This is a genomic window from Saccharothrix texasensis (assembly GCF_003752005.1).
In the GTDB taxonomy this organism is placed as follows: domain Bacteria; phylum Actinomycetota; class Actinomycetes; order Mycobacteriales; family Pseudonocardiaceae; genus Actinosynnema; species Actinosynnema texasense.
Map to the genome: position 1 here is coordinate 3,691,913 of NZ_RJKM01000001.1, position 21,078 is coordinate 3,712,990.

Consider the following 21,078-nt stretch of genomic DNA (forward strand, 5'->3'; position numbering starts at 1 on the left):
AGCGGGTGTCCCGGTGCGCCGAACGGTTCCCGCGTGACCGGGCCGATCAGCCGAACCATTCACCGCGCAGGATGATTTCAGGAACTCTTCAGACCGTGAACCGGGCAGTAAACGATAATCACTCCATCGAGTGACTTGCGCTCCGGTGGCGCCACTCAATACGCCCAACGCCGCACCTCAGCGTACATCTCCGGCCACCCGGGACCTGTCGCCGCTCGGCTCAATCCGCTCACCGCTCGCCGACCGAGCCGCCCATTTCGCCCGATCAGGCGTCACGGTGAATGCACCGCATCGAACTCCGCCAGTCATTCCGCCGCCTGCTGAAGGAGCCCCGACCACCGTGCACAGCGTCGACGACCACACCCTGTTAACCGCTTTGGAACGCCGACTGGCCGCCGCGCTGGGCGGCAGCACCCGATTCGGCCGCCTGGGCCTCCACTGGCCCGCCGCCGCAGCGCGACGAGCCGCGGACACGGTCGCGTTCCGCACCAACGACGTGGGCGGCTACGGCCCGATCCCCCTCGACCGGACGCTGGACATCACCACCGTCACCACCCGTTTCGCCAAGATCCCGGAATTCGCCAGGACCGACGAGCTCAGACAGTCCCGCTTGATCCCCTGCGCTGACCGGGAACTGGAAGAACTGCTCACCCCGCCGATCCCGATGGACCGCTGGGTCACCTTCGAAACCACTATCGCGGACCGCACCTACCGCCTCCACGAAGGCCGCTGGCACGACGTGGGTCAGGCGATCCCCACGAACACGGCCTTGTCGGAGCCGAAATCGGGCTGCAAGGTGATCTGGAGCTCCCCGGCCTGCGCACCGACGGCGAAAGCCATGTCGTAGGTGTAGCTCTTGCCGGGCAGAACGGTGGCGCTCTCCAGCCCACCACCCCCGCACGGACCGCCGGAGTCGAACACGGCTTCCGCTTTCCTGCCGTCGAACTGCGCTTCCCTGCGGAACGACAGCACACCGACGTCGAACCTTCTCCCCGTGCCGTTGATGACGGTCACGGTCACCTTGGCCGCACGGACGACGTCCGGCGCCACCGCGTGCTGCCCGGGCTCGCACGAGGTGGGTGCGGAGATCTCGACGGCCAGTCCGCTGCCCCAGGTGTAGCGCTGCCCCTGGTTCGTCGAACCGTTGAGGATCTCGTCGAACTCCTCGGCGACCTCCGACGTGAAGACCGAGGCGTGCTCTTGGCACTGCCCTGGACCTGGCGGACCCGCTGCCGCAGACGGAGCGCGACCCGACAGGGCCACAGCGGCGCTCTCAGGACGTAGCGAAGGGCGGAAGCGGAGGCCGCCGGGCGGGTCTGGGGACTGTGCCCCCTGGGGTGCAGTGGGCGCGGCAGGATTCGAACCTGCGACCGCTCGGGTGTAAACCGAGTGCTCTTCCGCTGAGCTACGCGCCCCCGAAGCGCCGACCAGCCCGAGGCCGGCGCCGGAAGATATCAGGACAGGGCGGCCACGGCCTTCTTCCACGCCTCCTGGTCGCGTGGTTCGCCGGGGCCGTTCACCTCGGCGTAGCGGACCACGCCGGCGAGGTCGATGAGGAACGTGCCCCGGTTCGCGAGACCCGCCTGCTCGTTGAACACGCCGTAGGCCTGCGCCACCTGCCCGTGCGGCCAGAAGTCCGACAGCAGCGGGAACTGGTAGCCCTCCTGGGCGGCCCACGCCTTCAGGCTGAACGGTGTGTCCACGGACACGCCGATGACCTGCACGTTCTCGTCCTCGTAGGCGGCCAGTTCGTCGCGCACCTGGCACAGCTCGCCGGTGCAGATGCCGCTGAACGCGAACGGGTAGAACACCAGCAGCACGTTGCGCTCCCCGCGGAACGAGGACAGCGTCACGGGCTGCTTGTTGTAGTCGTTGAGCGTGAAGTCAGGGGCCTGCGCGCCTACCTCGACCATGCGACCCTCCACAGGAAACCGTGCAACCCGAAGAACGGGCTCCACCCGATCGGGGAGCCCGCCGTCGAGCCTAGGGCATGGCGGTCGGCGTGCCTTCTTCGCGGTTAGCGCTTCGTCTTGGCCGACTTCGGCGAGACGAGCCTGGTCGCGGACCAGTCACCGCTCACCGTGATGTTGGAGGTCTGGGCGAGTCCCGCGGTGGACACGGCCTCGGCGATGTCACTCGGCTCGACGTGACCGGCCCGACCTGTCTTGGGCGTCAGCACCCAGATCACGCCGTCGTCGGCCAGGGCCGTGGTGGCGTTGATCAAGGCGTCGGCGAGGTCGCCGTCCTCCTCGCGCCACCAGAGCAGGACCACGTCCATGACCTCGTCGGAGTCCTCATCGAGCAGATCACCGCCCACCCGCTCCTCGATCGCGGCACGGAGGTCGTCGTCGACGTCCTCGTCCCAGCCGATCTCCTGGACCACGCTGCCCGGTTCGATCCCGAGCCTGTCGGCGACACCGATCTTGCCGGCGTCTTCCGCGGCGACCACGGCTTCCACTCCTCCAAGTACACAAGAGCGGCAGCCGGGTACGACTGCCGCGATGTCACTACCAGTCGCGGCTAGCGAACACTGTCAGCCCCGCCACGCGCAACCGTAAGGGCCAAGACACGCCGCATCGGGTACCCCCGAGTGAGGCGCTCAGACCTCATGAGGCACGCTCTGCACACCTCCTATTCGCGCGCGCGAGAGAAACGATCCAGAGTTACTCACCGGTAGAGGTGACGGGACCGTGACTGTCGGGCGACGATGGAGCTGAGAAGACCCCGGAACGAGGAGATCCCTTGGCCCCGCAGAACCCCCCCGAGCGGGTACGCGTCATCCGTGACGGTCTGGCCGCCCACCTCCCCGACATCGACCCGGAGGAGACCGCGGAGTGGCTGGAGTCGTTCGACGCCGCGCTCAAGGGCGGCGGGCAGCAGCGCGCCCGCTACCTGATGCTGCGGCTGCTCGAGCGGGCCAGGGAGAGCCACGTCGGCGTCCCTTCGCTGACCAGCACTGATTACGTCAACACCATCCCCACCGAGCGCGAGCCGTGGTTCCCCGGCGACGAGGAGGTGGAGCGCCGCTACCGGGCCTGGATCCGGTGGAACGCGGCGATGACCGTGCACCGCGCGCAGCGACCCGGCGTCGGTGTCGGCGGTCACATCTCGACCTACGCGTCGTCGGCGAGCCTCTACGAGGTCGGCTTCAACCACTTCTTCCGGGGCAAGGACCACCCCGGCGGCGGTGACCACGTCTTCATGCAGGGCCACGCCTCTCCCGGCGTGTACGCCCGCGCGTTCCTCGAGGGCAGGTTGTCCGCCGAGCAGCTCGACGGCTTCCGCCAGGAGTTCTCGCACGCGGGACCGGGCGGCGGCCTGCCGTCGTACCCGCACCCGCGGCTGATGCCGGACTTCTGGGAGTTCCCGACCGTGTCCATGGGCCTCGGCCCGATGAACGCGATCTACCAGGCGCGGTTCAACCGCTACCTGCGCGACCGCGGTATCAAGGACACGTCGGACCAGCACGTCTGGGCGTTCCTCGGCGACGGCGAGATGGACGAGCCGGAGTCGCGCGGCCTGCTCCAGGTCGCGGCGAACGAGCAGCTGGACAACCTGACCTTCGTGGTGAACTGCAACCTGCAGCGCCTCGACGGCCCGGTCCGCGGCAACGGCAAGATCATCCAGGAGCTGGAGGCGTTCTTCCGCGGCGCGGGCTGGAACGTCATCAAGGTCATCTGGGGTCGCGAGTGGGACGCCCTGCTGCACGCCGACCGCGACGGCGCGCTGGTGAACCTGATGAACACCACGCCGGACGGCGACTACCAGACGTACAAGGCCAACGACGGCGCCTACGTCCGCGAGCACTTCTTCGGCCGTGACCCGCGGACGAAGGACCTGGTCACGCCCATGTCCGACGACGAGGTGTGGAACCTCAAGCGCGGCGGGCACGACTACCGCAAGGTCTACGCGGCGTACAAGGCGGCGGTGGAGCACCACGGCCAGCCGACGGTCATCCTCGCCAAGACCATCAAGGGCTACGGCCTGGGCCCGCACTTCGCGGCGCGCAACGCCACGCACCAGATGAAGAAGATGACCCACGAGGACCTGAAGCTCTTCCGGGACAGCCTGCGCATCCCGATCGAGGACAAGGACCTGGACCCGTACCTGCCGCCGTACTACCACCCCGGCAAGGACTCCCCGGAGATCCAGTACCTGCTGGAGCGGCGCAAGCAGCTCGGCGGGTTCGTGCCGGAGCGGCGGACCAAGTCCAAGGCGCTGGTGCTGCCCGGGGACAAGGTCTACGACGTGATCAAGCGGGGCTCGGGCAAGCAGGAGGTCGCCACCACGATGGCGTTCGTCCGGCTGGTCCGCGACCTGGCCAAGGACCCGGAGATCGGCGGCCGGATCGTGCCGATCATCCCGGACGAGGCGCGCACGTTCGGCATGGACTCGATGTTCCCGGCGCAGAAGATCTACAACCCGAACGGGCAGATGTACACCTCCGTGGACGCCCAGCTGATGCTGGCGTACAAGGAGAGCGAGCAGGGCCAGATCCTGCACGAGGGCATCAACGAGGCCGGTTCGACCTCGTCGTTCACCGCGGCGGGCACGTCGTACGCCACGCACGGCGAGCCGATGATCCCGATCTACATCTTCTACTCGATGTTCGGGTTCCAGCGCACCGGCGACGGCCTGTGGGCGGCGGCGGACCAGATGGCGCGCGGTTTCGTGCTGGGCGCGACGGCCGGCCGCACCACGCTGACCGGTGAGGGCCTGCAGCACGCCGACGGGCACTCGTTGCTGCTGGCGCACACCAACCCGGCCGTGGTGGCGTACGACCCGGCGTGGTCGTTCGAGGTGGCGCACATCGTCAAGGACGGTCTGCGGCGGATGTACGGCGAGAACGCCGAGAACGTCTTCTACTACATGACCGTCTACAACGAGCCGTACCAGCAGCCGGCCGAGCCCGAGGGCCTGGACGTGGACGGCCTGCTCAAGGGCCTGTACCGCTACCAGGCGGCGTCGGCGCAGAGCGGTCCGCGGGCGCAGCTGCTGGCCTCCGGCGTGGCGATGCCGTGGGCGGTCAAGGCGCAGCGGATGCTGGCCGAGGAGTGGGGCGTGCAGGCCGACGTGTGGTCGGCGACGTCGTACTCGGAGCTGCGGCGCGAGGCGGTCGAGGTGGACCGGCACAACCTGCTGCACCCCGACCAGGAGCCGCGTGTGCCGTACGTCACGCAGGCGCTGGCGGACGCGGCCGGCCCGGTGGTCGCGGTGTCCGACTGGATGCGCGCGGTGCCGGACCTGATCCGGCCGTACGTGCCGACGGACATGACGACCCTGGGCACCGACGGGTTCGGCTTCTCCGACACCCGGCCCGCGGCGCGGCGGCACTTCCTGGTCGACGCCGAGTCGGTCGTGGTGGCCACGCTGGCGGCGCTGGCCAAGCGCGGCGAGATCCAGCAGTCGCTGGTCGTGCAGGCGGCCCGGAAGTACAAGATCGACGACGTGAGCGCGGCGGGCCCGTCCACCTCGGACGCCGGCCTGGCGTGATCGGCTGACCGGTTCGGGGGCGGACGCGAACCCGCGTCCGCCCCCGAGCCGTTTCCGCAGTAGTGCGGCCGACCAGGGGAATCTTCGTTCTGCCGCTGCGGATTGTGATCCGCACCATAGACTTGCCCCACAACCCGGCGTTCCAACAAGGGGTCGGATGGGGACGCAACCACTGCACGCGGTGCACCGCACGGTCGTGGTCGTGGACGTGGTCGCCTTCAGCCGGCGCTCGCCCGCCCCGCAGGCGGAGATCCGACGCGGCCTCTACGCGGCGCTGGAGGCGGCGTTCGAGGGCAGCGGACTGGACTGGTCGGCGATCGACCACGAGGACCGCGGCGACGGTGTGCTCGTGCTCGTGCCGCCCGACGTGCCCAAGAGCCGGGTGGTCGGCGGGCTGCCGCACGCGCTGCTGGGCGAGCTGCGCCGCTACAACGCGACCCGCACCGAGGACGCCCGGATCAGGCTTCGGATGGCGATCACGGCGGGCGAGGTGCGGCACGACGAGCACGGCGTGCTCGGCGGCGAGGTGACGCTGGCGTTCCGGCTGCTCGACTCCCGACCGCTGCGGGAGGCGGTGGCCCGCTCGGCGGCGCTGTTCGCGCTGATCGTCTCCGACCGGTTCTACGAGGACGTGGTCGGGCCGAACCCGGCGATGGACCCGGAGTCGTTCCGCCGGGTCGGCGTCGAGGTCAAGGAGGTCCGCGGCCACGCCTGGCTGCACGTGCCGCACAGCGGCCCGGTCGAGCAAGCCCCCGTGGCGGAGCCGGTCGCCGCGGAGCCGGTGGTGCGGACGCCCGGACCGCCGCCCGCCGGGCGTCGCCGACTGCCCGCCTCGCTGGTGCCGGTGCTGCTGTTCGTCGCCGTGACGAACGCGGCCGGCGCCTCGCCGCCCGCCGTGCCGCCCTGCCCGCCACCGGTCCAGCTCAACGTGCTGACGTCGACCGAGCTGGAGGGGGTCGTCCGCTCGATCGCGCTGGAGTTCGAGGAGGACGCGCGGCGGCGCAACGACCTGGGCTGCCGGGAGGTGGACGCGCTCGTGTTCAGCGGCCCTTCCGACGAGGAGGCCGCGGCGGCGCTGGGCCGGGGTTGGTCGACGGCCGACCTCACCGCGGTGGGCCCCGAACCGCACGTGTGGCTGCCCGACAGCACCGCGGAGGTCCGGCCCGCCCAGGCGACGCTGCGGACGCGCACGGACACCGTGCTGCGCCCACGCGGGAGCGTGGCGGTGTCGCCGGTGGTCGTGGGCGCGGCGGAGGAGCTGGCCGTGGCGCTGGACGGCGGGTTCCGGTGGGAGCACGCGGTGCGGACGGTCGCCGTGGACACCTCGTCGGGTGTCGGCGTGGTCGCCGCCGCCGCGCTGGCGCACGCCAAGCTCGGCGGGCTGTACCTGCGGACGCGGGAGGTGCCGCGGCAGCTCCACGAGATCACCCGCGCCGCGACCGCCGGGCCCGCGTGCGTCGGCGACGTGCTGCTGGTCGGGTCGGAGAAGGCGGTGGCCGGCACGACGGGGTGCCGGGTGGTCTACCCGCAGGACCGCGTGCCGGTGCTGGACCACCCGTTCGTGGAGGTCGAGCGACCGACCCGGCCGCCCAACGAGCGGCGGCGGCACATCGTGGACCGGTTCCACGAGCACCTGCTCGCGCCGCCCGCCCAGGACGGGTTCCGGCGGGCGGGGTTCCGGGACGTGGACTGGAACGTCGGCTCCGACCCGGGGCCGGGGGTGCGGGCCGACCGGCCGCAGTCGCTGCCGATCGAGCCGGACGCGAAGGCGATCCGCGACGCGTGGAAGGCCGCGAGCCGGTCGCGGGTGATCGGCGTGGCCGGTGACGGCTCCCCCGACGCGACCCGGTTCCTCGACCAGGTGCGGCTGCTGGGCGGTCCGGCGGACGTGGTGATCGCCCTGTCGCTGTCGGAGCACCTGGCCGAGGAAGCCGTCAAGCGGGAGGTGGACGTGGTGGTGCTGGCGACGCGGTCCCCGGCCCCGGAGGTCAGGACGACCCTCGGCGGCGCGGTCGAGGTGGTGGCCGTCGGGTTCGAGGAGGGGGCGTGCACGCCCTCAACGGCCCTCTACGCCGCCGCTGACGATCACGGCGGGTCCTGCCACGAGATCGTCGACAAGAACGGTTCTGGGCCGTCTGAGCGCCAGGAAGGCGCCTTGGGCGACATAGCGCGCGCCGCGTGGGGAGACTGACATGATCCGCGTCCTTGTGCCACTGCTGGTGCTGTTGACGGCGTGCACGCCCCTGGTGGAGGACGACGCGGCGGACGGCACCGGGCCGATCACGTTCGTGGACGGCCCCGACACCACGGCGAACGGGCAGGTGCGCGAGCTGGTGGAGCGCTGGAACGCGCAGGCCGACCGGCGCGAGAAGGTGGCGTTCGTGGAGATGCCGGACACCACCGACGGCCACCGCGCGCAGTTGACCGCCCGCGCCCAGGACCTGGAGGACGTGCGCGGCGGTCCCGACTGCTACGACGTGATGGCCGTGGACGTGGTGTGGACGGCCCCGTTCGCCGCGGCGGGGCACCTGGTGGAGCTGGACCCCGACGAGTTCGGGGCGGACCGGATGCTGCCGCAGGCGGTGGAGACGGCGAAGACCCCGGACGGGGAGCACCTGTGGGCGGTGCCGTGGCGCAGCGACGCCGGGCTGCTCTTCTACCGCGAGGACGTGCTCGACGACGCGCAGGTGGAGCCGCCGACCACGTGGGCCGAGCTGAGGTGGCAGGCGAGCACCATCGCCGGGCACTACGACCTGAAGGGCTACGTTGCCCAGCTCGGGCGCTACGAGGGCCTGACCGTCAACGCCGCCGAGGCCATCTGGGCGCACGAGGGCGACCTGCGACACCCGGACTCGCCCCAGGCGAAGGAGGGCGTGCGCGCCCTGGCGGACGGCGTCGCGCAGGGCTGGATCCCGCGTGAGGCCCTCGAGTACAACGAGAACACCTCCCTCACGGAGTTCATGGACGGCCGGGCGCTGTTCATGCGCAACTGGCCGTTCGCGGGCCCGCGGCTCGCCGACCGGGAGAGGTCGAAGGTGGCGGGCGACTGGGCCGCGGTCCCGCTGCCGGGCCCCAGCGCGCTGGGCGGCTGGAACCTGGCGGTGTCCCGGTGCTCGGCCCACCAGGCCACCGCCCGCCGGTTCATCCAGTTCGCCACCGGCGTGGAGAACCAGCGGCGGCTCGCCGAGCGCGCCGGGTTCGCGCCCACCATCGAGTTCCTCTACGACGAGCCGGGCCTGGTGCCGCCCGAGCTGCGCGAGAGCGTGCTCGGCGCCCGGGCCCGGCGGCCGTCCCCGCACTACGACGCGCTGACCAGCGCGATGCAGGAGAGCCTGCACCACGTGCTGGAGGAACCGGACTCAGTCGACGAGTCCATGGACCAGCTCGCGGAGGACCTGACCCGGGCCGAGCAGGGCCGCTAGGGCTTGGCGGCCTCGACGCGGGCGGTGGTCTGCTTCGCGGCGCGGTTCCAGTCGATCCAGCCGCGGATCACCAGGACGGCGAAGACCGTGTAGACCGCGGCGCTGAAGTACAGCCCGGACTGGATCTGCAGCGGTACGCCGATCGCGTCCACCACCAGCCACACCAGCCAGAACTCGACCAGGCCGAAGCCCTGGAGGGTGAACGCGAGCACGGTGCCGACGAAGATCGCGGCGTCCGGCCACGGCGCCCACGAGGCGTCCAGCGCGTCCAGCAGCAGCGCGAACCCGACCGTGCCGAGCACGAACGCGACCGCCACGGCGAGGCGTTCCTTCACCGTGCCCTTGCGGACCACCACGCCGAACACCGGGTCACGCCGGCGCGTCCACGCCCACCAGCCGTAGAGGGTGATCAGCGCGATCACCACCTGGCGCGCGGCCGTGCCGCCGAGGTGCGCGGACACGTACACCACGAACAGCAGCGAGACCGAGACCAGCTGCACGGGCCACGTCCAGAGCGAGCGCTTCTGCGCGAGGTACACCACCACCAGCGCGAAGACCTGCCCGATGAACTCGGCCCAGGACACCTTCTGCCCCAACACCGTGAAGCCCTGCTCCATCAAGACGTGCACCGCGTCCTCCATCCCGACAGGCGTTCCCGGGGCATGGCAGAACCACGGCACGCGCGCCTCCCATCCGGACTTTCACCGTCGGCCCCGGAATTCCACCGGATCAACCGCCCTGGTGGGCGGGTCGCGGGCTGTCACCGCCGGTTCGGATTTCCACCGAGCCCCGGAGCGCATGTCTCTCATTGCGTCGGAACATCATCGCGCGCGGAACTGTTCCTGGGGTGATCGACGGCACAGTGCGCAAGATCCGAGAACGCGCCCACCCGAGGTCGTCACCTCGACTTCAGCCCCGGTACACCGGTGACCAGTAGCTTCCGGCGAATGCGAATCCTGCTCATGGCCGCGGTGGTGCCGCTGCTCATCGCCTCCTCACCCGGGCCGGACGTGGTCGTGCCGGTCGCCCAGACCCGCGCGTTCGTCGACGACGCGTCCGGGCGGCCCGCCAACGCCGACGCCGACGACCCCGCGATCTGGGTGCACCCGCGCGCGAAGCGGCAGAGCGTCGTGCTGGGCACCTTGAAGGAAGGCGGGCTGGCCGCGTTCGACCTGGCCGGCCGCACCCTGGGCACCTACCCCGCGCCGGCGGCGCCGACGCCGGAGGCCAAGCCGGGCCGGTTCAACAACGTCGACGTGCTCGGCGCGGTCCGGGTCGGCGGGCGGACGCGGGACCTGGCGTTCGTCAGCGACCGCGGCCGGGACCGGATCCGGGTCTACGAGATCGACGGTCGCGGCGCGGCGGCGGGGTCGGACGTCGTGCGGGACGTGACCGACCCGGGCGCCCGGCCGGTGTTCTCGGCGTCGGAGGAGGAAGTGGACGACCAGCACACCGCCTACGGCCTGGCGGCCGGTTTCGTCGGCCGCACGCCGGTGGTCGTGACGAACCGGCGCAACGAGACCAGGGTCGCGCTGCTGCGCGTGACGGCGGGGCCGGCCGGTTCGGTCGGCACGGCGGTGGTGTCCGCGCTCGACCTGCCGTCGTCGTTCCCGCTGCCCGACGGCACGACCTGGACGCCGTGCGGCGAGCCGGGTGAAGGGCCCCAGCTGGAGGGCATGGTGGTCGACTCAGCGCACGGCGTGCTGTACGCGGCGCAGGAGGACGTCGGCATCTGGCGCGTGCCGCTGCGGGCCACCGGGTTCGGCAAGCCCGTGCTGATCGACCGGGTTCGCTCGTTCGGGGTCCCGCAGAGCTACGACCCGGAGACCGAGGAGTGCTCGGTGTCGGGCGCGGACCCCGGCTTCGGCGGCAGGCGCCTCACCGCCGACGCCGAGGGGCTGACCGTCGGGGACGACTACCTGATCGCCTCCAGCCAGGGCGACTCGCGGTTCGTGGCCTACGAGCGGACCGGCCGCAACGCCTACGTCGGCGAGTTCGTGGTCGGCGCGGGCCGGGGCAACGACTCGGTCGAGCACTCCGACGGCGCGCACCTGGTGACCGCCGACCTGGGCCCGGCCTACCCGGAAGGCCTGCTCGTCCTGCACGACGGCGAGCGCACCCCGACCGAGGGCGGCCTGCCGACGACCGGTTTCGCGTACGTGAGCTGGGCGGACGTGCTGGACGAGCTGGGCTGAGGCGCCGGACCGGCCGCGAACGCCGACGGACCCCCGCCCGAGGTGCCGGGTGGGGGTCCGTCGGCGGTGCGCGAGCGCGTCGCCGTGGGGTCGACGCCCTCGCGGACGGCTGCGTGGCGCGACGGGGTCGCGGCGGGTCAGCGCCCTTCGGTGTGCGGCGGCATCTGAAAGCCCGCCGGCGGGGTCGGCGGGTCCGCCTGCGCCTGCCGGGCCGACCGGGCGGCGGCCGTCACCGGTTCCTGCGCCCGGCTCGTCATCGGGTCCTGGGACTGGCGCGGCGCGGGCGCGATGTGCGCCGACTCTTCCTGGATGCGGTTGAGCCAGCCTTCCCAGCGCTGCTGCATCGGGCGGACCAGACCGCCGCCGACGCCGATCACGATCACGCCGGCGACCGTGGCCAGCACGGTGATGAGGACCGGCAGGGTGACCGCGACGGCGATGCCGAGCTGGTTGAGCGCGGCGATGACGCCGAGCGCGACGATGAAGCCGTAGGTGATGTTGCCCAGGACCCGCGTGTACGGGCGGTTGCCCAGCGCGCCGGTCACCAGGCCCTTGAGCGCCTTGCCGATCGCGGCGGCGACGAGCACCAGCACGATGGCGACCACGATGCGCGGCAGGTACGCGATGACGTCGTTGAGCAGGGTGCTCACCGCGTTTCCGGTGCCGAACACGCCGAACGCGAGCTGCAGGGCGATCAGCAGCACGAAGTAGTACACCAGCTTGACGATCAGGTTGGAGGCGTCGATCGGGGACTTCGACATCGCGCCGCCCAGGCCGGAGCGCTCGACGAGCCGGTCGAAACCGACCCGCTTGAGCAGGAACCCGACCGCCTTGGCCAACGCCTTCGCGATCAGCCAACCGATGAGCAGCACGACGAGGAAGCCGAGGAGTTTCGGCACGAACGTGGCCACCATCGCCCACGCCTGTCCGAGTCCTTCGGTGATCTGGGTACCCACGACGACCCTCCTTCGCAGTTCGCTTGTGGTCGGGATCGTTTCTCAGCCCGCATCACCCGGCAACCTGAAGTCGTGGCACGAAAGGGTGACTGACGTGGCGGTTCTCGCGTCGGCAGTCCAGAGTGGAGTCACCGGTGGGGACCGGGGAGAGGGAAACGCCCGGCGCGGAGGAATCCGCGCCGGGCGTTTTCGCGTGGTGCCCCGGAAGTCAGAACCGGGCGGACAGGCCCCGGCCCGCGAGGTAGGCCTGCACGTGCTGCGCCGAGGTCACCTGGTTCACGTCCGGCCTCGGGTCGCCGGGGCAGGTGGAGCTGCTGGGCGGCAGCACGCCGTCGACGAAGTACCGGTTGACGGCCCGGTCCACGCACGCGTTGCCGCTGCCGTAGATGCCGTGCTTGCCCTCGTCCCGCACGGTGACCAGGTTGTGCCCGAGCCGTTCCGCCATGGCGGGCCCGCTCTCGTACTGGGTCTGGGTGTCGCCCTCCGCCTGCACGACCACCCCGACGGGGTACCCCTCCCGCTTGAGCGCCACGGCGGGCTCCGGCGGCGTGAAGCTGCGGAACGCGCACGTCGTCGGCGCCGCGCGCATGACGCCGAAGCCGTACGGGTAGCGGTCGCGGAAGATCCTCATGTCCTCGTAGTACGTCTCCAGGTCGGTCGGCCAGTCGACCTCGCACGTCACCGTGTGGAACACGCCGGAGACCAGCTCTTCCCGCGCCTCGCCGGCCATCAGCGCGCCGGACTCGGACGACGAGCCCGTCTTCAGCCCGGCCACCAGCACCGCGAGCTCCGACCACAGTGGACGGTACCGGGCGCCCACGCCGACGGCCGCGTCGAAGCGGGTCCGGTCCTGCCCGCCGACCGGAGCCTGCGCGAGGGTCGTCGCGACCGTCTCGATCGTGCCGACCACCGCCTCGGCGGTCGTGCCGAGCGCGAACCGGTCGTGGTGCTCGGCGACCCAGGTGGACCACGCCTCGACGTTGCGCCGGTAGGCCACCGCCTGCGCCCGGAACTGCTCGCGCCAGATCCACTCCGGGTGCACGGCCGAGTCGAGCACGCTGCGGTCCAGGCGGGCCGGGAACAGGCTGCCGTACACCGCGCCCAGGTAGGTGCCGTAGGAGTAGCCCAGGTAGTTGATCTTCTCCTCGTGCAGCGCGGCCCGCACCACGTCGAGGTCGCGCGCGGTGTTGGCGGTGTTGACGAACGGCCGGATGCCGCCGGCGGAGCGGTGGCAGGCGTCCTCGGCGGCCTGCGCCTCCGCGGCCCACTTCGGGAACTCGGAATCAGCCGGTCGGGTGTCCAGGGTGGCCAGTTCGGGGACCGTGCGGCAGTTCAGCGCGGTCGACCCGCCGACGCCGCGCGGGTCGAACCCGATCAGGTCGTACACCTTCGCCAGCTCGCTGCCGGCCAGGAACGACGGCATGCCGAGGCCCGAGCCGCCCGGACCTCCCGGGTTGAGCACGAGGACGCCGCGCCGCCGAGCGGTGTCCGTGGCCTTCTTCCGGCTGATGACCAGGGATATCCGGTCGGCGCCGGGCCTGCGGTAGTCCAGCGGGAGCACCAGTTCGGCGCACTCCAGCAGCTGCTTGCACGGCGACCAGGTGAGCTGCTGCGTGTGGAACTCGGCCAGCGGATCGCTGCGCGCCGTTCCGAACGACGGGGCGACCGCCGTCGCCAGCACCGCGGTGACCACCAGGCCGACTGACATGAACCTGCGCACGAGACCCTCCCAGGCGAGCCGGTCAGAATGCCACCGACGGTAAGCGGATCGGCGCGGAGCGTCAGTGCGTGTCACTCCTTGGTGGCGCGCTTGAGTGCCCGTGCGATCGTGGGGGTATGACCAGCTCAACCGCGTTGTCGCGGGCCACCTTGCGAACGCTGCGACGGGCGTCGGGCGACCTGGCCGCGGCGAGCGTGGCCGAGATGGAGGAGCGCCTGCCGTGGTTCCGGCGGATGCCCGCCGACCAGCGGGCCGGGGTGCTGCTGCTGATCCAGAACGGGGTGTCCGGGTTCGTGTCCTGGCTGCACGACCCGCAGCAGGCGATCCGGCTGACCGCCGAGGCGTTCCGCTCCGCGCCCAAGGACATCTCGCGGTGGGTGAGCCTGCGGCAGACCGTGGAGCTGGTGCGGATCGCGCTGGAGCTGTTCGAGCAGCTGCTGCCCAAGCTGGCCGAGAACGAGGCCGAGCGGGCGTTGCTGACCGAGGGCGTGCTGCGGTACGGGCGGGAGATCGCGTTCTCCGCCGCCACGTCGTACGCGGCGGCGGCCGAGGCGCGCGGCGCGTGGGACGCCCGGCTGGAGGCGCTGGTCGTGGACGGCATCGTGCGTGGCGACGCGGAGGAGTCGTTGCTGTCGCGGGCCACCGCGCTGGGCTGGGACCCCGCCGCCGAGGCGACCGTGCTGGTGGGCAACCCGCCGTCGGACGACCCGCCGGCGGTGGTCTTCGAGGTGCGCAGCCGGGCCGCCCGGGTCGGCCGGCCGGTGCTGCTGAGCGTGCAGGGCTCGCGGCTGGTGGTGGTGCTCGGCGGGGAGACCGACCGCAGCGAGTCGCTGGTCCGGCTGTCCGACGCGTTCGGGCCCGGCCCGGTGGTCGCCGGTCCGACCGTGACGAGCCTGGCCGAAGCCCACCGCAGCGCCAGCGACGCGCTGTCCGGGCTGCGGGCGGTCGTGGGGTGGCCGGCCGCGCCGCGGCCCGTGCGGTCGCTCGACCTGCTGCCGGAACGGGCGCTGGCGGGCGACCCGGAGGCCGAGTGGCAGCTGGTGGACCGGGTGGCCCGGCCGCTGGAGGAGGCGAGCGGCTCGCTGCTGGAAACCGTGGACGCGTTCCTGGAAGTCGGCGGGGTGCTGGAGGCGTGCGCGCGCAAGCTGTTCGTGCACCCGAACACGGTCCGCTACCGGCTCAAGCGCGCCACGGAGTTGACCGGGCGCAACGCCAACGACCCCCGTGACGCCCTGGTGCTGCGGGTGGCGCTCTCCGTGGGGAGGCTGGCCCGCGCCCGCGGTCTGTGGTGACCTGAGTGGACGACCCTCGACCGAGTGTGACGGACAACGCATGTCCGATTGGGTCGGGATCGACAACACGCGCCGTCGTTCTACGTTCATCTACGAGTCACATTTGTAGGAACCCTACAAGCCAGCGTCCCCGGTTTCGTCAGTGGCGACATCACCGCGAACGGCCGCGACCGTGTTCAGTGAGCGGGTGATCGCGCTCCTCGCCCCCGGACAGGGGTCCCAGACACCCGGCATGCTCACCCTCTGGCTCGAGGTCGAGGGGGCCGCCGAGCGCGTGGCCGCGTGGTCCGAGGCGACCGGTCTCGACCTGGCCCGGCTGGGCACCACGGCGGACGCGGACGAGATCAAGGACACCGCCGTCACCCAGCCGCTGGTGGTCGCGCTCGCCCTGCTGGCCTACGAGGAGCTGCGCCGCCGGGTGGAGCTGCCCGCGGACACGGTCGTCGGCGGCCACTCGGTCGGCGAACTGGCCGCCGCCGCGATCGCCGGTGTGCTGAGCGCGGACGACGCCGTGGCGCTCGCCGCCGTGCGCGGCGCCGAGATGGCCGCCGCGTGCGCCTTGACGCCGACCGGCATGGCCGCGGTGCTCGGCGGCGAGGAGGACGAGGTGCTGGCCCGGCTCGACGAGCTCGGCCTGGTCGGCGCGAACCGCAACGGCGCGGGCCAGATCGTGGCCGCGGGCCCGGTGGACGCCCTGGCCGCCCTGGTCGAGCAGCCGCCCACCCGGGCGAAGATCCGCACGCTGAAGGTCGCGGGCGCGTTCCACACCCGGTTCATGGCCCCCGCCGAGGACGCGTTGCGCGCCCGTGCCGCCGGGATCGTGGTGAAGGACGCCGCGCTGCCGCTGCTGTCCAACGCCGACGGCGCGCTGGTGTCCGACGGCGACGAGGTGCTGAGCCGACTGATCTCCCAGGTGACCCGCCCCGTGCGGTGGGACGCCTGCCAGGCAACCCTGGCCGGGCACGGCGTGACCGCGGTGGTCGAACTGCCGCCGGCGGGCGCGCTGACCGGCTTGGCCAAGCGCGAACTGAAGGGCACACCCACCTTGGGCCTCAAGACCCCCGACCAGCTCGACCAGGTCGTCGAGATGATCACCGCGACACCGTCGGAGGTGGCCGAGTGACCACCTTCTCGACGCCTGCCGGCCCGGCCGGCACCCGCATCCTGGGCATGGGCAGCTACCAGCCCGAGACGATCGTCAGCAACCACGACCTGAGCCTGCGCATGGACACCTCGGACGAGTGGATCCGCGACCGGGTGGGCATCGCCAACCGCCGCGTGGCCAAGCCGGACGAGCTGCTGGTGGACATGGCGATCGAAGCGGGCCTCAAGGCCGTGACCGACGCCGGGCTGACCCCGTCGGACATCGGCGCGGTCATCGTGGCCACCTGCACCATGCCGTCCCAGATCCCCAACGCGGCGGCGCAGGTCGCCCACCGGATCGGGATCACGGGCGCGGCCGCGTTCGACATGAACGCCGCGTGCGCCGGCTTCTGCTACGCCCTGGGCACCGCCTCGGACCTGGTCCGGGCGGGCACGGCGAAGAACGTGCTGGTCATCGGCGCGGAGAAGCTGACCGACTGGGTCGACCCCGACGACCGGTCCACCGCGATCATCTTCGCCGACGGCGCGGGCGCGGCGGTCGTGGGGCAGTCCGACGAGCCCGGCATCGGCCCGGTGTCGTGGGGCAGCGCGGGCGACCTCGTGGACATGATCCACATCAAGGACCGGGCGTCGTCCATCTTCCAGGAGGGCCAGTCGGTCTTCCGCTGGGCGACCACGCAGATCGCGCCGATCGCGCTCAAGGCGATCGAGCTGGCCGGCATCGAGGTGTCCGATGTGGACGTCTTCGTGCCGCACCAGGCGAACCTGCGCATCATCGAGGCCATCGCGAAGCGGTTGCGCGCCAAGGGTGCGCGTGAAGACCTCGTGATCGCCCGTGACATCGTGGACTCCGGCAACACCTCGTCCGCTTCGATCCCCCTCGCGCTGGACCACATGCGCGCGGCGGGAGAGGTGCGCAGCGGCGACGTGGCGCTGCTCGTCGGCTTCGGGGCGGGCCTGTCCTACGCGGGACAGGTCGTCCGGCTGCCGTGACCGCAATTCCAGACTCCGGCGGGACCACCCGGCCGGCGAAGCAAGAGGGAAGGGATTTTCAGTGAGCAACGAGGACATCCAGAAGGGGCTCGCCGAGATCGTCGAGGAGGTCGCCGGTGTCGAGGCGGCCGACGTGACGGCTGACAAGTCCTTTGTGGACGACCTGGACATCGACTCGCTGTCCATGGTGGAGATCGCCGTGCAGGCCGAGGACAAGTTCGGCGTGAAGATCCCGGACGACGAGCTGGCCAACCTCAAGACCGTGGGCGATGCGGTCAACTACATCGCCAGCAACGCATGACCAGTAACAACGACGTCGTCGTCACCGGGCTGGGTGCCACCACCCCGCTCGGTGGCGATGTCGCCTCCACCTGGGATGCGCTCCTGGCCGGCCGCAGCGGCGTGACGCCGCTGGTCGGCGGCTTCGCGGAGCGGTTCGAGCTGCCCGTGCGGATCGCCGCGCGGCTCGCGGTCGAGCCGACCGAGGTGCTGCCGCGCGTCGAGGCGCGCCGGCTGGACCGCTGCGAGCAGGTCGCGGTGGTCGCCGCCCGCCAGGCCTGGGCGGACTCGGGGCTCGGCGAGGACGACGTGGACCTGGAGCGGCTGGGTGTCGTGATCGGCACCGGCATCGGCGGCGCGATGACGCTGCTGGACCAGGACGACCTGATCGAGGCGTCCGGCCTGCGCAAGGTCTCGCCGCTGACCGTGCCGATGCTCATGCCCAACGGCCCGGCCGCGCACGTCGGCCTGGACCTGAAGGCACGCGCGGGCGTGCACGCGCCGGTGTCGGCCTGCGCGTCCGGCGCCGAGGCGCTGGCCTGGGCCTGGCGGATGATCAAGACCGGCGAGGCGGACGTGGTCGTGGCCGGTGGCGCGGAAGCGTGCATCACCACCATCACCATGGCGGGCTTCATCCAGGCCCGGACCATGAGCACCCGCAACGACGACCCGGAACGCGCGTCGCGCCCGTTCGACGTCAACCGGGACGGGTTCGTGCTCGGCGAGGGCGCCGGGATCCTGGTGCTGGAGCGCGAGGACTTCGCCCGCGCCCGCGGCGCGCGGATCTACGGCAAGCTCGCGGGCATCGGCACCACGTCCGACGGCTACCACATCACCGCGGCGGACCCGGAGGGCCTCGGCCAGTCCCGAGCCATCACCAAGGCGCTGCGCAGCGCGGACGTGGACCCGGCCGACGTCGGCCACGTCAACTGCCACGCGACCTCCACTCCGGTGGGCGACGTGATCGAGCCGCAGGCCGTGCGCCGGGCGATCGGCGACCACCCGGTGCTGACCGCGCCCAAGGGCAACCACGGCCACCTGCTCGGCGCCTCGGGCGCGGTGGAGGCGATCACCACGCTGCTGTCGGTCCGCGACGGCATCGTGCCGCCGACGCTGAACCTGGACGACCAGGACCCGAGGGTGCAGCTGGAGGTCGTGACCGGCGAGCCGCGCAAGATCGAGCTGACCGCCGCGGTGAACAACTCGTTCGGGTTCGGCGGGCACAACGTCTCGCTCGTCTTCACCGGAGCCTGATCATCCCGGACCGGACCGTCCCACGAGGAGCACCCCGATGACCGTCCTTGCGTCCCGACCGGTGAACCCGGCCGCGGACGGCGAACCCGACCCGCGCGACCCGGAGGTCCGGCTCGCGCAGCTGCTCGACCCGGGGTCCGTCGCGCCGCTGCGGCCCCGCGACGGCAGCGGCATGTTCGCCGTGCGCGGCCGGATCAACGGCGCGAAGGTCGTCGCGTACTGCAGCGACGCCACGCGGATGGGCGGCGCGCTGGGCTCGGAGGGGTGCCGGCACATCGTCGAGGCGATCGACGTCGCGGTGCGCGAGCGCACGCCGGTGATCGGCGTCTGGCACTCCGGCGGCGCGCGGCTGCCGGAGGGCGTGGAGTCGCTGGACGGCATGGGCCAGATGTTCGCCGCGATGATCCGGGCGTCCGGCCGGGTGCCGCAGATCTCCGTGGTGGTCGGCCCGGCGGCCGGCGGCGGCGCGTACGGCCCGGCGCTGACCGACGTGGTGATCATGGCTCCGGCCGGCAAGGTCTTCGTGACCGGGCCGGACGTGGTCCGGTCGGTGACCGGCGAGCAGATCGACATGGACGGGCTCGGCGGCGCGGAGGCGCACGGGCGCAAGTCCGGTGTCGTGCACGTGGTCGCGGACGACGAGCCGGACGCCTACGAGCGGGCGCGGCGGATCACCGGGCTGTTCGCCCAGCCCGGTGTGTTCGACCTGCACTCGGTGCCCGACGGCGACGACCTGCGGGCGTTGCTGCCGGAGCAGCCCCAGCGGGCTTACGACGTCAAGCCGCTGGTGCGGGCGATCCTGGACGACGACTCGTTCGAGGAGCTTCAGGCCAAGTGGGCGCCGAACGTCGTGGTCGGCCTCGGCCGGCTCGGCGGGCGCACGGTCGGCGTGATCGCGAACAACCCGATCCGCAAGGGCGGGTGCCTCGACTCGCTGTCGGCGGAGAAGGCGGCGCGGTTCGTGCGGATGTGCGACGCGTTCGGCGTGCCGCTGCTGGTGCTGGTGGACGTGCCGGGGTACCTGCCGGGCGTCGGCCAGGAGTGGGACGGCGTGGTGCGGCGCGGCGCGAAGCTGCTGCACGCGTTCGGCGAGGCGGTCGTGCCGCGGGTGACGTTGGTGACGCGCAAGTCGTACGGCGGCGCGTACATCGCGATGAACTCGCGGTCGTTGGGCGCGACGGCGGTGTTCGCGTGGCCGATCGCCGAGGTGGCCGTGATGGGCGCCAAGGCCGCGGTCGGCATCCTGCACCGCAAGAAGCTGGCCGCCGTGCCGGACGAGGAGCGCGAGGCGCTGCACGCCCAGCTCGTCGAGGAGCACGAGCGGATCGCGGGCGGCGTGGAGCGGGCGGTCGCGATCGGCGTGGTGGACGAGGTCATCGAGCCGACCCGGACGCGGCGGAAGCTGGCGCAGGCCCTCGCGGCGGCGCCGGCGGGCCGGGGCGCGCACGGCAACATCCCGCTGTAGGCGGGTTCCCCGGTGGGGTCGCTGGAGTCGGGGGCGACCCCGCCGCCGCGTCCGGGGCGGGTGAGGTGGGCCGTCGGGCGCGTCAGCAGGCGGTGAACTGGGAGGTCGAGCCCTCGGTGCCCAGGTCGACGCGGAGCGTGCCGCGGTCCACCTGCAACGGGTAGACCACGCGCCAGTGGATGCAGTCAGCCTGTAGCTCCGCCGGCGCCTTGACGACGTCCTGGGTGCTGGTGAACGTCATCAGCACCCGCAGCCTGCTCTCCGACACCGACTCGATCCGGTGCACCAGGATCGACCCGTCCCGCGAGCTCTCGTAGTCCGACAGCCACCGCGACCTCGGCGTCTGGCCGACCCGGTGCGCGGTCACGGTCTTGGTCCACTGCTCGTAGTCGTGGTCGTTGATCGCGTCGAAGAACTGCTGGAGCACCTCGCGCACGCGTTGGCCGTCCGGGTGCTGCGCCGCGTCGACGCTCAGCTGCACCGCGCCGCTGCCCGGCTGGGCGCTGCGCGGCACCGAGCCGGACTGCCCGGAACCGGGCGCCGCGACCTGGCCGCCCGGCGGCACGACGGGTCGTTGGTAGGCCTCACGCGCCAGCACGCCGACCCCGGCCGTCGCGGCGGCGACCAGGAGCACGGCGGGCAGCAGCAGGCGTGCGGACACCCCAGGAGCGTGCCACAGCGCCCATACGGACCGATAATCACCCGGACGGCCCAGCGGTTGACCCGCACCATGCGGTTTCCCCAGGCCGATCCGACTACCCACAATGGCCATCAAGGATACCTGGCATCCTTTTCCGCAATACCGGGACTGAAGCGGTCCCGAAAAGTCGGGACAGCCGCTCACCAGGCTTTTCGACACCGTCCGTGACCGAACCCGCAATTCAGCGGAAGAACCGTGAACCCGC

At 71.9% G+C, this 21,078-nt stretch carries 18 protein-coding genes, 1 tRNA gene and 1 riboswitch; of the genes, 11 read left to right on the plus strand and 8 right to left on the minus strand.

Translation table 11 applies throughout. From position 1 onward, the window contains the following. The first annotated feature begins 340 nt into the window (after positions 1-340). Entirely contained in the window at positions 341-847 is a 507-nt protein-coding gene (locus tag EDD40_RS15175; protein ID WP_170185091.1) for a TIGR04141 family sporadically distributed protein, read from the plus strand. On the opposite strand, the gene EDD40_RS41020 is transcribed toward EDD40_RS15175, so the two are convergent. From EDD40_RS41020 to EDD40_RS15190, 4 genes are all read right to left on the minus strand, one after another. Further along, positions 745-1,263, minus strand: a complete 519-nt coding sequence (locus EDD40_RS41020; RefSeq protein WP_148088808.1) for a hypothetical protein — start codon at positions 1,261-1,263, stop codon at positions 745-747. The two genes, EDD40_RS15175 and EDD40_RS41020, sit on opposite strands and share 103 nt — an antisense overlap. An 80-nt stretch (positions 1,264-1,343) precedes the next feature. Next, positions 1,344-1,415: transfer RNA gene (locus EDD40_RS15180), tRNA-Val, on the minus strand. 39 nt (positions 1,416-1,454) lie between these two features. Then, entirely contained in the window at positions 1,455-1,913 is a 459-nt protein-coding gene (locus EDD40_RS15185; protein WP_123743489.1) for a peroxiredoxin, read from the minus strand. 104 nt (positions 1,914-2,017) lie between these two features. Then, entirely contained in the window at positions 2,018-2,449 is a 432-nt protein-coding gene (locus tag EDD40_RS15190; RefSeq protein WP_123748036.1) for a DUF3052 domain-containing protein, read from the minus strand. Between the two features lie 293 nt (positions 2,450-2,742). Between EDD40_RS15190 and aceE the strand changes: the two genes are divergently transcribed. The 3 genes from aceE to EDD40_RS15205 all read left to right on the plus strand — a co-directional run bounded on the left by aceE (position 2,743) and on the right by EDD40_RS15205 (position 8,915). Then, entirely contained in the window at positions 2,743-5,493 is a 2,751-nt protein-coding gene (gene aceE, locus EDD40_RS15195; protein WP_123743490.1) for a pyruvate dehydrogenase (acetyl-transferring), homodimeric type, read from the plus strand. 157 nt (positions 5,494-5,650) lie between these two features. Beyond that, positions 5,651-7,684 (plus strand): substrate-binding domain-containing protein, encoded by a 2,034-nt coding sequence (locus tag EDD40_RS15200; RefSeq protein ID WP_148088809.1) that lies wholly within the window; start codon positions 5,651-5,653, stop codon positions 7,682-7,684. Position 7,685: 1 nt separating this feature from the next. Then, positions 7,686-8,915: an extracellular solute-binding protein gene (locus tag EDD40_RS15205; RefSeq protein WP_123743492.1), complete on the plus strand. Its 1,230-nt coding sequence runs from the start codon at positions 7,686-7,688 to the stop codon at positions 8,913-8,915. On the opposite strand, the gene pnuC is transcribed toward EDD40_RS15205, so the two are convergent. Beyond that, positions 8,912-9,544 carry a nicotinamide riboside transporter PnuC gene (pnuC, locus tag EDD40_RS15210; RefSeq protein ID WP_123748037.1) on the minus strand — a complete coding sequence of 211 codons (633 nt, stop codon included), beginning with the start codon at positions 9,542-9,544 and terminating at the stop codon, positions 8,912-8,914. The two genes, EDD40_RS15205 and pnuC, sit on opposite strands and share 4 nt — an antisense overlap. Positions 9,545-9,592: 48 nt before the next feature. Then, positions 9,593-9,716, minus strand: a riboswitch (FMN riboswitch). Positions 9,717-9,862: 146 nt separating this feature from the next. Here pnuC and EDD40_RS15215 point away from each other — a divergent pair. Beyond that, positions 9,863-11,110, plus strand: a complete 1,248-nt coding sequence (locus EDD40_RS15215; RefSeq protein WP_246037671.1) for a phytase — start codon at positions 9,863-9,865, stop codon at positions 11,108-11,110. A gap of 137 nt (positions 11,111-11,247) precedes the next feature. On the opposite strand, the gene EDD40_RS15220 is transcribed toward EDD40_RS15215, so the two are convergent. Next, the gene (locus EDD40_RS15220) at positions 11,248-12,066 is read right to left on the minus strand and encodes a mechanosensitive ion channel family protein (protein WP_123743494.1); all 819 of its coding nucleotides are present in this window, start codon (positions 12,064-12,066) and stop codon (positions 11,248-11,250) included. 208 nt (positions 12,067-12,274) lie between these two features. Continuing rightward, positions 12,275-13,786, minus strand: coding sequence for an alpha/beta hydrolase (locus EDD40_RS15225; protein ID WP_246037672.1), 1,512 nt, complete (start codon positions 13,784-13,786; stop codon positions 12,275-12,277). 116 nt (positions 13,787-13,902) lie between these two features. Between EDD40_RS15225 and EDD40_RS15230 the strand changes: the two genes are divergently transcribed. The 6 genes from EDD40_RS15230 to EDD40_RS15255 all read left to right on the plus strand — a co-directional run bounded on the left by EDD40_RS15230 (position 13,903) and on the right by EDD40_RS15255 (position 20,173). Further along, positions 13,903-15,078: a PucR family transcriptional regulator gene (locus EDD40_RS15230; RefSeq protein ID WP_123743496.1), complete on the plus strand. Its 1,176-nt coding sequence runs from the start codon at positions 13,903-13,905 to the stop codon at positions 15,076-15,078. 172 nt (positions 15,079-15,250) lie between these two features. Continuing rightward, a complete protein-coding gene (locus EDD40_RS15235) occupies positions 15,251-16,201 on the plus strand; it encodes an ACP S-malonyltransferase (protein ID WP_123743497.1) in 951 nt (316 codons plus the stop codon). Then, positions 16,198-17,175, plus strand: coding sequence for a beta-ketoacyl-ACP synthase III (locus EDD40_RS15240; protein ID WP_123743498.1), 978 nt, complete (start codon positions 16,198-16,200; stop codon positions 17,173-17,175). Before EDD40_RS15235 ends, EDD40_RS15240 begins: the two co-directional genes overlap by 4 nt. Positions 17,176-17,236: 61 nt before the next feature. Continuing rightward, a complete protein-coding gene (locus EDD40_RS15245) occupies positions 17,237-17,476 on the plus strand; it encodes an acyl carrier protein (protein ID WP_053720023.1) in 240 nt (79 codons plus the stop codon). Beyond that, a complete protein-coding gene (locus tag EDD40_RS15250) occupies positions 17,473-18,708 on the plus strand; it encodes a beta-ketoacyl-[acyl-carrier-protein] synthase family protein (protein WP_123743499.1) in 1,236 nt (411 codons plus the stop codon). The genes EDD40_RS15245 and EDD40_RS15250 overlap by 4 nt, the downstream gene beginning before the upstream one ends. A gap of 37 nt (positions 18,709-18,745) precedes the next feature. Continuing rightward, positions 18,746-20,173 (plus strand): acyl-CoA carboxylase subunit beta, encoded by a 1,428-nt coding sequence (locus EDD40_RS15255; RefSeq protein ID WP_123743500.1) that lies wholly within the window; start codon positions 18,746-18,748, stop codon positions 20,171-20,173. An 82-nt stretch (positions 20,174-20,255) separates the two neighbouring features. On the opposite strand, the gene EDD40_RS15260 is transcribed toward EDD40_RS15255, so the two are convergent. Beyond that, positions 20,256-20,834: a hypothetical protein gene (locus tag EDD40_RS15260; protein ID WP_170185093.1), complete on the minus strand. Its 579-nt coding sequence runs from the start codon at positions 20,832-20,834 to the stop codon at positions 20,256-20,258. Positions 20,835-21,078 lie beyond the last annotated feature (244 nt).